Genomic DNA, 15,728 nt, shown 5'->3' with positions numbered 1-15,728 from the left:
GCTCGAACGCTCGTCCGTCGCGCCGTCAGGGCGCCTGTTCGATCCGGACGGAAAAGTTCGTGTTCTCCCAGTGCCCGGCTTCGGACCAGAAGAAGGTAAAGTCAACCGTCGCGCCCGCCGACAGCCCGCCGGCCGGCAGGTCGGCAACATGAAGGCCGAAGACGTTCGGCCTTGTTTCCGTGTCATCGACGGTTGCCCAGCCGTCAACGCTCCAACGGATCTTCGCCGGCGCCATCACCTCGATGCGCAGCTTCTTGCCGGCCGGCATGGAGCGGATCTTGTTGTTGAAGCGCCACGATCGGTAGGGCGACACGGTCTTCTTCTCGATATAGCGCTTTCTCGTATGCGGCGGCATATCGAATACGGCCCCGTCGCGTAGCGAACGCAAAAGCTTGATGTGCTCGGCATGCGCCCACACCAACGGCATGGCGCTACCGGCGGGCTTGCCGTGGAAAAGCTCGCGCCCGGGCATGTCCGCCCCATCCCATATCTGCTCCGGGATCAGCCCGCCGGGGCCAGAGGAGGCTTCCATGGTTGCCAGAAGCTTGCGCGCCGCGTCCTTGCGTCCGGCCGCCAGTTCGTAATGCGCGCGCTCGCCGGCCAGCAGCGGCCATGAGCGTCCGACGCCGATGCCGTTGAAGGGTGAGCCGTCCTCATGCTCGCCATAGCCGTCCTCGTTGTAGCGGCGCCAGAGCGGCCCCTGCGGCAGGTCGCGGCGCAGATAGGCGTCGATAACCTTGACCGTGTTGACGATGCGCGGGTCGTCGGCGGCGCGCAGGCCGAAACGCACCAGCGCCAGCGCGTCGGGGCTGACGATCTGCCACTCCGCCCGTTGCGTGTCGGCGGGCGGGCGGTTCTTGATCGGCACGAAGCCGTCTTTCGGGTTCGCGGCATCGGCCGTATCCGGCGCGCTGACCCGGACGTAATAGCCATCGACCTCGAGATCCGAACAGGTCTGCGTGCCGCTTGCATAGAGCCAGCGCTCGATCTGCTCGTTCCAGCAATCCGCGATCTCGCGCGCGAACGGCGCCGCTTCGGCGTGACCGCAGCGTTCGAGCAGATCAGCCGCCGCCAGAAGTCCGGCGATCTCCGCCGCCAGCGTGAAGGGCGTGTAGCCGGCGTCTTCTTCCCAGCGGTCCTGTCCCGTCACCGGGCCGTTCCTGAGAATGAAGGTCGCGGCTTTGAGGATCATCTCGGCGAAGCCTTCGAGCGCGTCCTGCGTCAGATGCCCTTCGCGGTAGAGCGCGTCGACCAGCAGGATCGGCAGCGCCGTCTCGTCCATCTGGATGCCGCCCCAATAGGCGGTTCCGTCGAGCCAGGCGTTTTGCGGCCAGTGGCCGTCCGCCTCCTGGATCGTGCGCAGGTAGGACAGGATCGCCAGCGCGTCGTCCGCCGCTCCGGCCGCGAGGAAACCGCCCGCCGTTTCCACCAGGTCGCGCGGCCATACGAGGTGGTAGCCGCCGAGGTCCTCGTCGCCCTTCGAGAAGCCCCAGGGGATGGAAAGGCTCGCCACCGCGGGGCCGGGAAAGCCGAGCGGCCGGTGGGCGGCGAGCACGGCCGTGCTGACGCGGTAGCTGTTCAGCCCGGCCTTCTCCTTGCGGTCACCCCCGTTCTTCCGGTCAAGTGCAAGCAAACCGTTCTGCCAACCCCGCCAGCTTTTCACATAAGGTTCGGCGGCGGCCGCGAAGCCGGTCTGCAGTGAGGCGAGCGCATTGTAGCCCGCCTCTTCCGGCGATGGGCCGAAACCGAGGACCAGAAGCATCTTGCCGCCATTTTCGGCGGAAAAGCCGATCTCGCCGGTCAGCGCCACATTGCCGTTTTCCGCACGCCTGTATTGCGGGTCGAGCCGGCCGCCGTGCTTGAGCTGCTGCCAGCCGTCGGAGACGCCGACATAGCCGGCCGAGCACGCCTGCCACGGCGCCGATGAGGCGAGCGCCAGCGACATTCCGTCGCTGCCCGAGGCGAACAGCATGCGTGTGCCCTTGTAGTCCCCGACCCAGCCGGTGTTGCCCATGCCGGCATTGACGAGATGCGGCGCCAGAAGCGCGTAGACGCGATAGTCCGACAATGAGCCCGCCTGCGGCGTGAAGATCGTCTCCTGGAGCAATGCCGGCCGCACCGGGTCGACCACGATGCGCTTCTCGATCCGGTAGCTTCCGTCACGGGCCGTATTGACGAGCCGGTAGGCCGGAACCCCGTCCTCCAAAGGCTCGATCCAATGGTCGGTATCGCGCTTTTCCTCGGAAAACGTGCCGTTTGCCCCGGTCACGATCAGCCCGAGATCGCGTGTGCAGGCCATGTCGACGCGCGGGTAATAGACCTCGTTCAGGATGCCGTGGCTGACGGTGAACCAGACTTCGCAGGCCGGCGACACCGCCGTTCCGACCCCGCTCTTTGCGCTCGACGTCCAGCGTGCCGCGATGCCCGGCGCGCCGGGCGCCATCTCCTGAATAGCCGCCATGAATCGGTTCTCCCGCCTTTTCGTATGGCATCGGTCGGGGGCGTTGCAACCCTGAGGGCGGGGTCTGGACCATCGCTCCGCCCTTGTGGCGCGACCGTTTTGCGCTAAAGGGGTGCTTTCCGGTCAGGCTTTCAGATGCACGCCCCCAATCCGCCCCGTTCCGATCCGCCGGCTCCCGGCGCCACCTTCCATAGCCCCGTCTCTCTCGGCCCGGTCTTCCTGGGCATCGATACCGGCGGCACCTATACCGATGCCGCGCTCTGGCGCGACGGCGCGTCGGGCGGCACGGTGCTTGCCAAGGCCAAGGCGCTGACGACGAGGCACGATCTTGCCGTCGGCATTTCCGGTGCGGTCGACGCGGTGCTGAAGAACGCCGCCATCGATCCGGCCGCGATCAAGCTCGTTTCCATGTCGACGACGCTCGCCACCAACGCGCTGGTTGAGGGGCAGGGCGGGCGGGCCGCGTTGATCATGATCGGTTTCGGTGAGGCCGAACTTGCACGCGCCGGGCTCGGCCAGGCGCTCGCCTCCGATCCAGTCATCTTCTGCCCGGGCGGGCACGATGTCCACGGCAACGCTACCGAACTCGATCTTTCCCCGCTTGAGAAGGCACTCCCGGAATTGGCCGAGACCGTGTCGGGCTTTGCGATCTGCGCCTGTTTCGCCACGCGCAATCCCGAGCACGAACTTGCCGTCCGCGACATGATCCGCGCGCGGACCGGCCTGCCTGTCACCGCCAGCCATGAGCTGTCGGCCAAACTCGGCGGGCCGCGCCGCGCGCTCACCACGCTCCTCAACGCCCGGCTGATCGCCATGATCGACCGTCTCGTCGAGGCGACGGAAGGCTTCCTGGCAGCACGCAACATCGACGCTCCGCTGATGGTGGTGCGCGGCGACGGCGCGCTGGTTTCCGCTTCCTTCGCCCGCCAGCGACCGATCGAAACCATCCTGTCCGGTCCGGCCGCCAGCATCGTCGGCGCCCGCCACATGACCGGCCTCGACAATGCCGTCGTTTCGGACATCGGCGGCACGACGACCGATGTCGCCGTGCTCGACCATGGCCGGCCACGCCTCGACCCGGAAGGCGCGATGGTCGGCGGCTTCCGCACCATGGTCGAGGCCGTCGCCATGCGCACTTTCGGCCTCGGCGGCGATTCGGAAGTGTCGCTCGACGAGCGCGTACTGGTGCCGCGCCTGAAGCTCGGCCCTCGCCGTCTTGTGCCGCTGGCGCTCGCCGGCATGGTGCATGGAAAGGCGATCCACGCCGAACTGGAGCGGCAGTTGCGCGCCGCCCATACGAGCCGCCTCGACGGCCGCTTCGCGTTGCGCACCGGTGTGCCGGAAAGGCTTGCCGCCGGGCTCACCCGCAACGAAGCGCGGCTCTACGGGGAAGTCGGCGCTGAGCCGAGGTCGCTCGACCTGCTCCTCACTTCGAACGCGCAAGGCGCTACGCTGAACAGGCTTGTCGCGCGGGGCCTAGTGCATGTCGTCGGCTTCACGCCGTCCGACGCCGCCCATGTGCTCGGCAAGCAGGCGAACTGGGACAACACCGCCGCGCGTCTCGGCGCCGAGCTGTTCGCCCGCAGGCGCGACGCGCGCGGGCTCTTGATCGCCGATTCACCGGAAGCGCTTTCCGAATGGGTCCTGCAGGCGGTCACGCGCCGTTCTGCCGAATGCGTGCTGGAAACCTCCTTTGCCGAAGACGGGCTGGACGGCGGCGCCGCCGTCGAGCACGCACTGGTGCAGCGTGCGGTGGAAACGCGGCCGGGGATCGTCGGCCTTTCCGTCTCGCTCGACCGGCCGGTGATCGGGCTCGGTGCTTCCGCGCCGCTCCACTATGCCGGCCTGCCGCCGATCATCGGCAATGAATGCATCGTGCCGGCGGACGCCGACGTAGCCAATGCGTTGGGCGCCGTGGTCGGGCAGGTGCGGGTCACGTCGGAGGCCCTTGTCAGCCAGCCCGAGGAAGGCGTCTTCCGGCTCTCCTGCGGCGAGGTCATGGTCGATTTCGACGAGGAGGAGCCGGCGATCGCGGCAGCGGAAAAAGAGGTCCGCGCCATCGCCGCCGCCCGCGCGCTGGAAGCCGGCACCGATAATGCCGAGATCGATGTCGCGACCGAGTTCCATGTCTCGACCGTGGAGGGAAGGCGCATGTTCGTCGAGGCGCGCATCGTGGCGACCGCCTCCGGACGCCCGCGCATCGCGGCCTGAGTGCCGGGCCCCTGCCGCCGTTGAACTTCCGAGGAATTGACCCTTTCGCGCCGTCATGGTTGAAGCCATCCGCATGTATGCGCCCGCATTTACCGCCAGGAGAAACGATATGACCGAACGCGTCGGGATCGACGGATTGCAAATTGCCCGGCCGCTCCATGATTTCGTCGTCGACGAGGCTATCCCCGGCACCGGCGTCGATCCGGCCCGCTTCTGGAAGGAATTTTCAGACATCGTCCAAGCTCTGGCGCCGAAGAACCGGGCGCTGCTCGCTCGTCGCGACGAGTTGCAGGCGAAGATCGACGCCTGGCACAAGGAGCATGGCGCGCCTTCCGATCTTGCCGCCTACAGGAAATTCCTCTCCGAAATCGGCTATCTTCTGCCCGAAGGTCCGGACTTTGCAGTGACCACGGAGAACGTCGATCCTGAGATCGCCATCGTTGCGGGTCCGCAGCTCGTCGTGCCGGTGATGAATGCGCGCTATGCGCTGAACGCCGCCAACGCCCGCTGGGGCTCGCTCTACGACGCGCTCTACGGCACCGACGCGATCCCCGAGACGGACGGAGCGGGAAAGGGCAAGGGCTACAATCCGAAGCGCGGCGGGAAGGTGATCGCCTGGGCGCGTGATTTCCTCGACGGGAGCGCGCCGCTCGACGGCGCGAGTTGGAAAGAAGCCGAGGGCCTTTCGATCGCCGGCGGCGCGCTTCGGGTGAAGACGGCTTCCGGCGAGAAGGGTCTGGCGGACAAGGCGCAGTTCGCCGGCTATACGGGCCAGCCTTCCGCGCCGTCGACGGTCCTTTTGAAGCGCCACGGCCTCCATGTCGAAATCGTCATCGACCACAATCATCCGATCGGCAAGACCGACAAGGCCGGCATTGCCGATATGATCCTGGAATCGGCGATGACCACCATCCAGGACTGTGAGGATTCGGTCGCCGCCGTCGATGCCGAGGACAAGGTCGTCGCCTATGGCAACTGGCTCGGCCTGATGAAAGGCGATCTGGTCGAGAGCTTCGACAAGGGCGGGAAGACCGTAACGCGTCGCCTCAATGCCGATCGCGAATATGTCGCGCCGGACGGCTCGAACCTCGTGCTTCCCGGCCGCTCGCTGATGCTGGTGAGGAACGTCGGCCACCTGATGACCAATCCGGCGATCCTCGACCGCGACGGCAACGAAGTGCCGGAAGGCATCATGGACGCCATGATGACGGCCCTGATCGCTCTGCACGATATCGGACCCAAGGGGAAACGCGCCAATTCCCGCGCCGGCTCCATGTATATCGTCAAGCCGAAGATGCACGGCCCCGACGAGGTCGCCTTCGCGGTGGAACTCTTCGGCCGCGTGGAAAAGGCGCTCGGCATGGCGCCGAACACCATGAAGATGGGCATCATGGACGAGGAGCGCCGTACCACGGTCAACCTCAAGGAATGCATCCGTGCGGCGAGCGAGCGCGTCGTCTTCATCAATACCGGCTTCCTCGACCGAACCGGCGACGAGATCCATACCTCGATGGAGGCCGGTCCGATGATCCGCAAGGGCGATATGAAGAAGGCGGCCTGGATCGGCGCCTATGAGGCGTGGAACGTCGATATCGGGCTGGAATGCGGCCTTTCCGGCCACGCCCAGATCGGCAAGGGCATGTGGGCGATGCCCGACCTGATGGCGGCGATGCTGGAGGAGAAGATTGCCCATCCGAAGGCCGGCGCCAACACCGCCTGGGTGCCGTCGCCGACCGCCGCGACGCTGCACGCGACGCACTATCACAAGGTCGATGTGCACGCCGTGCAGGAAAAGCTGAAGGGCCGGCCGCGCGCGAAGCTCGACGATATCCTCTCCGTACCGGTTGTCGTGCGTCCGAACTGGACGCCGGAAGAGATCCAGAAGGAGCTCGACAACAACGCGCAAGGCATTCTCGGCTATGTCGTGCGCTGGATCGACCAGGGCGTCGGCTGCTCCAAGGTTCCGGACATCAACGATGTCGGGCTGATGGAGGATCGCGCGACGCTCCGCATCTCCTCGCAGCACATCGCCAACTGGCTGCGTCATGGCGTCTGCACCGAAGAGCAGGTCATGGCGACGATGAAGCGCATGGCCGCCGTCGTCGACCGCCAGAACGAAGGCGATCCGCTCTATCGGCCGATGGCGGCGGATTTCGACGGCTCCATCGCCTTCCAGGCCGCCTGCGACCTCGTCTTCAAGGGCCGCACGCAGCCGAGCGGCTACACCGAGCCGATCCTGCACGCGCGCCGGCTGGAACTGAAGGCGAGGGAGGGAAGCAGCGCTTCCTGAGGTTCTTGGCGTTTCCCGACACCCCCCTCTGTCTTGCCGGACATCTCCCCCTCAAGGGGGGAGATCGGATGGCATCATTGCTTCGGCCAATCTTCGACGGTGCGGAAGAAGAGACAATCGTGGCGGCCGCCCTGATCTCCCCACTTGAGGGGGAGATGTCCGGCAGGACAGAGGGGGGTGCGAAGGGGCGTCGACATTGGCCATGATCCTCCTCGCCATCGACACCGCCGCCAGTCTCTGCGCCGCCTCTGTCCATGACAGCGAAGCCGGTACGGAGCTTAGCCGCGAGGCGCTCGACATCGGCAAGGGCCATGCCGAGCGCCTGATCGGCGTCATCGAAAGCGTGCTCGGACAGGCCGGCCTCGCCTATGCCGACCTCGATCGCATCGGCGTTTCCATCGGCCCGGGGTCGTTCACCGGCGTGCGCGTCGGCGTGGCGACCGCGCGCGGGCTGGCGCTGGCCCTCGGCATTCCTGCCGTTGGCGTCAACACGCTGGAAGCGCTCGCCGCCGAGGCGCATGTCGACTTTCCCGACAAGCCCATCCTTGCCGCTATCGATGGCAGGCGCGGCGATCTCTACTGCGCGGTCTATGCGCCCGACGGTGTTGTCCTTTTCGAACCGTCCGCCATCTCGGTCGCCGATGCGGTTTTGCTCGCCCGCCACCACGACGCGGCTCTCGCCGGCAACGGAGGCGATGCGATACTGGCCGCCGCAGGCAACCATCCGCCGCTCGATACCGGCCTGCGCAAGGCCACCGCCGATATAAGCTTCTACGCCCGCTTCGCCGCCGCTAGTAAGGCGACGAACGAAAAACCGAAGCCGCTCTACCTGCGCGGCGCCGACGCCAGGCCGCAATCCGGCTTCGCGCTGGCGCGGGCCGGATCGTAGCGAGGCGTCGATGCGTATCCCTTTCATTCGTAGCGGTCGCGACTACGCTGTCGAACCGCTTCGTGTGGATGACAGCGCCACGCTCGCCCGCATCCACCGCGAGGATTTCGTACCGTCCTGGGATGAGGGCGATTTCGAGAGCATGCTCGGCGAGGACGTCATGTTCGGCTACAAGACCGTGGAGGTCGGCAGGGCCCGGTCCGGAGCAACCGGCTTCGTCCTGGCGCGTAACATCTCGGGCGAGGCGGAGATCATTACCATCGCCGTCGCGCGCGCCCATCGCCGCAAAGGGCTCGGCAGGCTCCTGATGGACGCGGTGCTGCGCGAATTGCACGGCGCCCGCGCCGAGGCGCTGTTCCTCGAAGTAGACGAGGGCAACGCGGCGGCGGTCGCGCTCTATCGGCAACTCGGCTTCCGCGAGGTCGGCAAGCGCTCGGCCTACTACCATTCCGCCGCCGGCACGCCGAGCAACGCCCTTGTCATGCGCCGCGATCTTAGGTAGCGCCACTTCGAACAAGGGCATCGGCACCATATGATCGGCTGGCTTCGTGTCGTCATCGGGCTTTTTCTGATCGTGGTCGCCACGTTGCTGGTCGCCATCTTCCAGCCGATCGCGCTGAAGACCGGGTTCTGGCACGAGAAATACATTCCCCGCTGGTGGCACCGCTTCGCCACCCGGGTGCTTGGCATGCGCATCCACCTGACGGGCGGCATGGCGAGCGTGCGGCCGCTCCTTCTTGCGCCGAACCATGTGTCCTGGCTCGATATCATTGCGCTCGGCGCGGTCGCCGACGTCTATTTCGTCGCTAAGGCCGATATGGCGAACTGGCCGGCCATCGGCTGGCTCTGCACGCTGCAACGCACCGTCTTCGTGGAGCGCGAACGCCGGGGCCGCTCCGGCGAGCAGGCGAACGAGATCGGCACGCGAATTGCGGCCGGCGATCCGATGGTGCTTTTCGCGGAAGGCACGACATCGGACGGCAATCTCCTCAAGCCCTTCAACAGCACGCTTTTCGGCGCGGCGAAGATGGCGCTGGAAGCGGCGCCGGAAGGCAAGGTCTTCATCCAGCCCGTGGCGATCGCCTATACGCGGCTGCACGGCATGCCGCTCGGCCGCGACAAGCGCGGTCATGTCGCCTGGATCGGCGATCAGGACCTCCTGCCGCATGTGGTGGCGCTGTTGCGCGGCGGCGCGCTCGATGCCGAGATCCGCTTCGGCGAGCCGGTCGAGTTCAATGCTGCCAGCAAGCGCAAGGAAGCGGCGCGACGGATCGAGGACGATGTGCGCTCGATGTTCGTGTCGGCGATCCGCGATCCGCTGCCCTCGAAACCAAGGCGCGTCGAAGGAAAAGACCTGTCGCAGGCCGAGGAAAGGCGCTAAAAGCCAGCGATGGATTCCAAACTTATCGAGCAGGAAGCAGCGGACGTGCCGCCGGCGCCCAAGAAGGTCTTCGTCAAGACTTATGGCTGCCAGATGAACGTCTACGATTCCCAGCGGATGACCGATGCGCTGGCGGCGGAAGGCTATGTCGCCTCGCAAACGGCCGAGGACGCCGACCTCGTGCTGCTCAATACCTGCCATATCCGTGAGAAGGCCGCCGAGAAGGTCTATTCGGAGCTCGGTCGTCTGCGCAAACTGAAGGAAGACCGCGCCTCCGCCGGCGGCGAGATGCTGATCGGTGTCGCCGGCTGCGTCGCGCAGGCCGAGGGCGGCGAGATCATCCGCCGTGCGAAGGCCGTCGATCTGGTGATTGGGCCGCAGACCTACCACCGCCTGCCGGATGCGATCCGGCGCGTGCGCGGCGGCGAAAAGGTCGTCGAGACCGACTATGCCATCGAGGATAAGTTCGAGCACCTGCCCGCCGCGAAGCCCGCAATCGTCAGGAGCCGCGGCGTCACCGCCTTCCTCACCGTGCAGGAAGGCTGCGACAAGTTCTGCACCTTCTGCGTCGTACCCTATACGCGCGGTTCGGAGACCTCGCGCTCCGTCGCGCAGATCGTGGCCGAAGCCGAGGGGCTTGCGCGGGCGGGCGTGCGCGAAGTGACGCTGCTCGGCCAGAACGTCAATGCCTGGCACGGCGAGGGGCCTGCCAAAGCGGGCAAGACCGAGGAATGGGGCCTCGGGCGGCTGCTTTCCCGCCTCGCCGAAATCCCGGGCATCGAGCGGCTGCGCTATACGACCAGCCATCCGCGCGACATGGACGACGAACTGATCGCGGCGCATCGCGACCTCGATACGCTGATGCCCTATCTTCATCTACCCGTGCAGGCCGGGTCGGACCGTATCCTGAAGGCCATGAACCGCCGCCATACCGCCGACGACTACCGCCGCCTGATCGACCGCATCCGCTCTGCCCGTTCCGACATCGCCATGTCGGGCGATTTCATCGTCGGCTTTCCGGGCGAGACGGACGAGGATTTCGCCGAAACACTGAAGATCGTCCGCGACATCGGCTACGCGCAGGCCTTCTCGTTCAAATATTCGCCGCGCCCCGGCACGCCGGGCGCCGATCTCGACGGACAGGTGCCAGAGCCGGTGAAGGACTGCCGCTTGCAGGAATTGCAGGCGCTCCTTGCCTCGCAGCAGAAGGCTTTCGCGGCCGGGCTCGTCGGCGGCGACATGGGTGTGCTTCTGGAGAAAGAGGGGCGGTACGAGGGCCAGCTTGTCGGCCGCTCGCCCTGGCTCCAACCCGTCGTCATCGATGATGCGGCGGGTGAAATCGGTGACATAATCAAGGTGCGAATCACGCATGCCAACGCCAACAGCCTGTCGGCAAGGGCAGCTTGAAAAAGGTCGGTTGAAACGATGAGGACACGCGTTTGAGCGCCGCGACGGAACTGAAAAAGCCCCAGGGAGGGGCTTCGGACAAGGCGCACATCGTACTGACCTTCGACAACAACAAACTGGCCGGCGCTCTCTACGGCCAGTTCGACGAGAACCTCGCCCGCATCGAGCAGAAGCTCGGCGTCGATATCCGCTCTCGTGGCAACCAGCTTGCCATCGTCGGCGAGCAGGGTGCGGCGGAACAGGCGCGTCGTGCGCTCGACTATCTCTACGGCCTTCTCCAGAAGGGCGCGGAGCTGACGCCGTCGGAAGTGGATGGGGCGGTGCGCATGGCCATCGCGGCCGACGACCAGCTCACGCTCCCGACGATGGAGCGCAAGGGCAAGCTCGCCGCCGCCCAGATCGGCACACGCAAGCGCACCATCTATGCCCGTTCCGCCAACCAGGACGCCTATATGCGGGCGCTGGAACGCTCGGAGATGGTCTTCGGCATCGGTCCGGCCGGTACTGGCAAGACCTATATCGCTGTCGCCTATGCCGCGATGCTGCTCGAGCGCGGCATGGTCGAACACATCGTCCTGTCGCGGCCGGCGGTCGAGGCCGGCGAAAGGCTCGGCTTCCTGCCCGGCGACATGAAGGAGAAGGTCGATCCGTATCTGAGGCCGCTTTACGACGCGCTCTACGACATGATGCCCGCCGACAAGGTGGAGCGTGCCATCGCCGCAGGCGTCATCGAGATCGCGCCGCTTGCCTTCATGCGCGGCCGTACGCTCGCCAATTCGGTCGTCATCCTGGACGAGGCGCAGAACACCACGCCGATGCAGATGAAGATGTTCCTGACGAGGTTGGGCGAGAAGGGACGCATGATCGTCACCGGCGATCCGACCCAGATCGATCTGCCGCCCAATACGAAATCGGGCCTGGTCGAGGCGCTGCGCATCCTCGACGGCGTGCCCGGCATCGTTACCGTTCGCTTCAACGAGACCGACGTGGTGCGCCATCCGCTGGTGGCCGAGATCGTCGCCGCCTATGACCGCGACGCCACCGGCCGCAATCGCAGCGATGCCGCCCGCTGATACGGAACAGTCGGGCGACGGCCCGCGCGGCACGATCGCCGTCGATCTCTCGATGGAGGCCGGCGAATGGCCGCCCGAGCGGGTACTGTCGCGGCTTGCCGCGACGGCGCTCAAGGCTGCCGTCGAGGAACTCGAACTGCCGGTGGCAGACGGCACGGAGATCAGTATCGTCTTCACCGACGATGCCCATATCCGAGCCCTCAACAGGGAATGGCGGGAGAAGGACAAGGCGACCAACGTGCTGTCTTTTCCGGCCATGCCGGTCAGGCCCGGCGTCGCCCTGCCGCCGGTCCTCGGCGACATCGTGCTTGCCGCCGAAACGATCCGCCGCGAGGCGGGACTGGAAGAAAAGCCCTTCGAGCACCATTTGATCCACCTTATGGTGCATGGCTTCCTGCATATTGTCGGCTACGATCACGAGACCGACGCGGAAGCCGAGGAGATGGAAGCCGCGGAGCGCCGGATACTGGCGAGACTTGCCATCCCCGATCCCTATGGATAAACACCGGCATCGATCTGCCGGACCGATATGAACGAGACAGAACATAGCGCCGTAGCCGCCGAAAGGCCCGGCGGAGAAGAAAGTCCCTCAGCGGACAAGGCCGAAGGCCAGAGTACGGCCGAACCCCGAAGGCCGGAGCGCGTTCCTTTTCTGGAGCGGCTGCGGCGGCTTTTCCCGCATCGCAACGGCTCCAGCCTGCGCGAGGATCTTGCCGACGCGCTTGCCGAAAGCGCACCCGGCGAAGCCTTCTCGCCCGGCGAGCGTGCGATGCTCAACAACATCCTGCGCCTGCGCGAGGTGCGCGTCGAGGACGTGATGGTGCCGCGCGCCGACATCAAGGCGGTGGAACTGTCCACCACGCTCGGTAATCTGCTCTCGCTTTTCGAGGATTCCGGCCATTCGCGCATGCCGGTCTATGGCGATACGCTCGACGATCCGCGCGGCATGGTCCATATCCGCGATGTGGTCGCCCATGTCACCAAGGCGGCTCGGCAGAAGAGGCCGCGCGGCCGCAAGGCTGCCGCCGCTTCCGGAACGCTGGATCTCGGCAATGTCGATCTGACGCGGACGATCGGCGACATCGGTCTCTTGAGGCCTGTCCTCTTCGTGCCGCCTTCCATGCTTGCCTCCGACCTCATGACCCGTATGCAGGCCGCCCGCATCCAGATGGCGCTGGTCATCGACGAATATGGCGGCACCGACGGCCTGGCCTCGCTGGAGGACATCGTCGAGATGGTCGTCGGCGACATCGAGGACGAGCACGACGACGACGAGCCGATGATCGTCAAGACCGGCGAGGGCGTCTTCGTCGTCGACGCAAAGGCCGAGATCGACGAGGTCGCCGAGATGATCGGCGATGCCTTCAAGCCGGGCGAACACGGCGAGTATGTCGACACGATCGGCGGCATGATCTTCAACACGCTGGGACGTATCCCTGCGCGCGGCGAGGTGGTGCAGCCCATCCCCGGCTTCGAATTCCATGTGCTCGACGCCGATCCGCGCCGCGTCAAGCGCGTCAGGATCGTACAGACGCGCACCGTTCCCGAACGCCGCCGCCGCTCTGCCTTACCGGCCGGAGAGGATAAGTAAGGCTTCCGGCTTTTCCCGGCGTAGTCGCATCGGACCAATGTCCGCCACTCCGTCGCGCTTCGCGCGCCACCTCCTCCCCCACATTCGTGGGGTAGAGGAAGAGAGCCGAGCCTTGCGGCCAGCATTTCCTCTACCCCGTTGATCGGGAGAGGTGGCCGCGAAGCGGACAGAGTGGGGGGCGACTTCATGTCAGCCCGCCGTCCCTTATTCCCCCTATGCTCCGCATACTCTCCGCCGGGATGATAGTGTAACGCCCGTCAGGTGATTCGCGACGGGCGGGACGGATGGAGCGCCTTGCAGGCAGGATAATGTTGCTCGGGGGCTGGCGCCGTTCGGCGGTCGCCTTTCTTGCCGGCGCTTTCGCTGTTCTCGCCCAGGCGCCCTTCGATTTCTTCGCCGCCTGCTTTGTCTCCTTTCCCGTTCTCGTCTGGCTGCTCGACGGTATCTCGGGAGAGCCGGGCGCGGGCGTCCTGAGGCGTTTTTCGCCGGCGTTCGGCACGGGCTGGTGGTTCGGTTTCGGCTATTTCATTGCCGGCCTCTGGTGGATCGGCAACGCCGTCCTGGTCGACGGCGAGGGCTTCGAATGGGCGCTTCCCTTCGCCGTAATTGCGCTGCCGGCTGTGCTCGCGGTCTTCTACGGGCTGGCGGCGGTTCTGGCGAGGCTGCTGTGGACCGACGACATCGGCCGTATAGCGGCAACCGCCTTCGCTTTCGGCGTCGCCGAATGGCTGCGCGCCACCCTCTTCACGGGCTTTCCATGGAATGCGATCGGCTATGCCGCGATGCCCGTGCCGCTCCTCATGCAGTCGGTCTCGATGGCCGGTCTGTTCGGGATGAGCGTGCTCGCGGTTTTCGTTTTCTCGATGCCTGCGCTCTTCGCCGGCCGCCGGCATCGCACGGTCGGCGTGGTATTGGCGGTGGCGCTTGTCGCCGCCGATCTCGGCTACGGCTTTTTCTGCCTGTCGATGCCTGCCCCCGCTTCGGCCAAGAGCCTTCGCGTGCGCATCGTGCAGCCGGCGATCGACCAGACGGAGAAATGGGACAAGACGGTCCGCGACCGCATCTTCAAGCATCTGATCGACCTGACGCGGTCGCCCCCGGCGAAGGGCGCAAGCAAGCCGGACGTGATCGTATGGCCGGAAACCGCCGTGCCCTTCCTCTTTACCGAGCGCCCGGACGCACTGGCGAAGCTTGGCGAAATACTCGACAAGGGGCAATTGCTTTTGACCGGCGCGGTCCGCGTGGAAGGCGGCGCGGGCGCCGCGCCCCGCTTCTACAATTCCATCCTTGCCATCGACGGCTCCGGCGAGATCGTTGACGCGGTGGACAAGCTGCACCTTGTCCCCTTCGGCGAATATGTTCCCTTCCAGGCTCTGCTAGGCCGGCTCGGCGTCGACAAGCTGGTCGAGTTGCCCGGGCAGTTCTCGGCAGGATCGGAACGCCATCCGATCATTCTGCCGAACGGCGCCGGTGCGCTGCCCTTCATCTGCTACGAGATCATCTTTCCGGGCGAGGGGGGCCGTGAGGCGGCGCGCTCCGACCTGATCGTCAACGTCACCAACGACGCGTGGTTCGGCAACACGCCGGGCCCCTATCAGCATTTTCGCCAGGCCGAGATACGTGCCGTCGAACTGGGCCTGCCGCTGATCCGCGCCGCCAACAATGGTATTTCGGCCGTTGTCGATGCGCATGGCCGTATCCTGGATGCACTCGCGATCAACGCCGTCGGTGTGCTTGACGTCGATTTCCGGCTGGATCGCGGCGGCAATCCGCGTGTCGGAACACCCTCGAAAAACGGTTTCCTCATCATAATTCTATTTGGCCTGGCTGCGGCGGCCATGAAATTGACAAGCCACCGGCGTTTCAATTGACAGGTGGTATATTAGAATTTCATAGTGTGCCGCCCTAGTGCCGACACTGGGAACCAACGGCAGGGCAGGCTGTAAGCCAAGCGTTCAGCACATCGATAACAGAAATAATGCCGTCCAAGGCGGTGAGGGACGAATGATAGACAACAAGAAGAAGCCTAACCCGATCGACATACATGTCGGCAGCCGGGTACGACTGCGGCGCAACATGCTGGGCATGAGCCAGGAAAAACTGGGGGAGAAACTGGGCATCACTTTTCAGCAGGTTCAGAAATACGAGAAGGGAACGAACAGGGTCGGCGCAAGCCGGCTTCAGGCCATCGCCTCTATACTCGACGCGCCCGTTTCGTTCTTTTTCGAGGATGCGCCGGGCCAGGGCTCTGGCCAGGCCGGGGGCTTTTCGGAGGACAACGGGGCCTCTTACGTTGTCGATTTCATAAGCAGTTCTGAAGGGTTGCAGCTCAATCGCGCCTTCGTCCGGATCACCGATCCCAAGGTCCGCAGGAAAATCATCGACCTGGTCCGGACGCTGGCGCCGGAAGAGGAATAGCGTTCCG

12 protein-coding genes are annotated in these 15,728 nt (G+C 65.6%); 11 read left to right on the top strand and 1 reads right to left on the bottom strand.

Annotation, left to right across the window (positions count from 1 at the left end; genetic code table 11):
• Positions 1–25: 25 nt before the first annotated feature.
• Positions 26–2,461, bottom strand: a complete 2,436-nt coding sequence (locus RBH77_RS01380) for a glucan 1,4-alpha-glucosidase (protein WP_311030370.1) — start codon at positions 2,459–2,461, stop codon at positions 26–28.
• 135 nt (positions 2,462–2,596) lie between these two features.
• Between RBH77_RS01380 and RBH77_RS01375 the strand changes: the two genes are divergently transcribed.
• From RBH77_RS01375 to RBH77_RS01325, 11 genes are all read left to right on the top strand, one after another.
• On the top strand, positions 2,597–4,672 hold the full coding sequence (locus RBH77_RS01375; protein WP_311030369.1) for a hydantoinase/oxoprolinase N-terminal domain-containing protein: 2,076 nt from the start codon (positions 2,597–2,599) through the stop codon (positions 4,670–4,672).
• 109 nt (positions 4,673–4,781) lie between these two features.
• Positions 4,782–6,962: a malate synthase G gene (locus RBH77_RS01370; RefSeq protein ID WP_311030368.1), complete on the top strand. Its 2,181-nt coding sequence runs from the start codon at positions 4,782–4,784 to the stop codon at positions 6,960–6,962.
• Between the two features lie 202 nt (positions 6,963–7,164).
• Positions 7,165–7,851 (top strand): tRNA (adenosine(37)-N6)-threonylcarbamoyltransferase complex dimerization subunit type 1 TsaB, encoded by a 687-nt coding sequence (tsaB, locus tag RBH77_RS01365; RefSeq protein WP_311032706.1) that lies wholly within the window; start codon positions 7,165–7,167, stop codon positions 7,849–7,851.
• 10 nt (positions 7,852–7,861) lie between these two features.
• Positions 7,862–8,353 carry a GNAT family N-acetyltransferase gene (locus RBH77_RS01360; RefSeq protein WP_311030367.1) on the top strand — a complete coding sequence of 164 codons (492 nt, stop codon included), beginning with the start codon at positions 7,862–7,864 and terminating at the stop codon, positions 8,351–8,353.
• Positions 8,354–8,383: 30 nt separating this feature from the next.
• On the top strand, positions 8,384–9,232 hold the full coding sequence (olsA, locus tag RBH77_RS01355; protein WP_311030366.1) for a lyso-ornithine lipid O-acyltransferase: 849 nt from the start codon (positions 8,384–8,386) through the stop codon (positions 9,230–9,232).
• A gap of 9 nt (positions 9,233–9,241) precedes the next feature.
• Positions 9,242–10,639 carry a tRNA (N6-isopentenyl adenosine(37)-C2)-methylthiotransferase MiaB gene (gene miaB, locus RBH77_RS01350; protein ID WP_311030365.1) on the top strand — a complete coding sequence of 466 codons (1,398 nt, stop codon included), beginning with the start codon at positions 9,242–9,244 and terminating at the stop codon, positions 10,637–10,639.
• A gap of 32 nt (positions 10,640–10,671) precedes the next feature.
• On the top strand, positions 10,672–11,712 hold the full coding sequence (locus RBH77_RS01345) for a PhoH family protein (protein ID WP_311030364.1): 1,041 nt from the start codon (positions 10,672–10,674) through the stop codon (positions 11,710–11,712).
• Positions 11,699–12,214, top strand: a complete 516-nt coding sequence (gene ybeY, locus RBH77_RS01340) for an rRNA maturation RNase YbeY (protein ID WP_311030363.1) — start codon at positions 11,699–11,701, stop codon at positions 12,212–12,214. The genes RBH77_RS01345 and ybeY overlap by 14 nt, the downstream gene beginning before the upstream one ends.
• A gap of 27 nt (positions 12,215–12,241) precedes the next feature.
• Positions 12,242–13,303 (top strand): hemolysin family protein, encoded by a 1,062-nt coding sequence (locus RBH77_RS01335; RefSeq protein WP_311030362.1) that lies wholly within the window; start codon positions 12,242–12,244, stop codon positions 13,301–13,303.
• A gap of 284 nt (positions 13,304–13,587) precedes the next feature.
• A complete protein-coding gene (gene lnt / locus RBH77_RS01330; protein WP_311030361.1) occupies positions 13,588–15,174 on the top strand; it encodes an apolipoprotein N-acyltransferase in 1,587 nt (528 codons plus the stop codon).
• 133 nt (positions 15,175–15,307) lie between these two features.
• Entirely contained in the window at positions 15,308–15,721 is a 414-nt protein-coding gene (locus tag RBH77_RS01325) for a helix-turn-helix domain-containing protein (RefSeq protein ID WP_311030360.1), read from the top strand.
• Positions 15,722–15,728: the final 7 nt, after the last annotated feature.

Source organism: Mesorhizobium koreense, assembly GCF_031656215.1.
In the GTDB taxonomy this organism is placed as follows: Bacteria; Pseudomonadota; Alphaproteobacteria; order Rhizobiales; family Rhizobiaceae; genus Mesorhizobium_L; species Mesorhizobium_L koreense.
This window is presented reverse-complemented; position numbering and strand designations above follow the sequence as displayed.

Bases quoted from the DNA above. Each gene is read 5' to 3' on its own strand.
- lnt (WP_311030361.1), top strand. From the start codon at position 13,588: ATGGAGCGCCTTGCAGGCAGGATAATGTTGCTCGGGGGCTGGCGCCGT.
- RBH77_RS01325 (WP_311030360.1), top strand. From the start codon at position 15,308: ATGATAGACAACAAGAAGAAGCCTAACCCGATCGACATACATGTCGGC.
- RBH77_RS01360 (WP_311030367.1), top strand. From the start codon at position 7,862: ATGCGTATCCCTTTCATTCGTAGCGGTCGCGACTACGCTGTCGAACCG.
- RBH77_RS01380 (WP_311030370.1), bottom strand. From the start codon at position 2,461: ATGGCGGCTATTCAGGAGATGGCGCCCGGCGCGCCGGGCATCGCGGCA.
- RBH77_RS01335 (WP_311030362.1), top strand. From the start codon at position 12,242: ATGAACGAGACAGAACATAGCGCCGTAGCCGCCGAAAGGCCCGGCGGA.
- miaB (WP_311030365.1), top strand. From the start codon at position 9,242: ATGGATTCCAAACTTATCGAGCAGGAAGCAGCGGACGTGCCGCCGGCG.
- RBH77_RS01370 (WP_311030368.1), top strand. From the start codon at position 4,782: ATGACCGAACGCGTCGGGATCGACGGATTGCAAATTGCCCGGCCGCTC.
- tsaB (WP_311032706.1), top strand. From the start codon at position 7,165: ATGATCCTCCTCGCCATCGACACCGCCGCCAGTCTCTGCGCCGCCTCT.
- RBH77_RS01375 (WP_311030369.1), top strand. From the start codon at position 2,597: ATGCACGCCCCCAATCCGCCCCGTTCCGATCCGCCGGCTCCCGGCGCC.
- olsA (WP_311030366.1), top strand. From the start codon at position 8,384: ATGATCGGCTGGCTTCGTGTCGTCATCGGGCTTTTTCTGATCGTGGTC.
- ybeY (WP_311030363.1), top strand. From the start codon at position 11,699: ATGCCGCCCGCTGATACGGAACAGTCGGGCGACGGCCCGCGCGGCACG.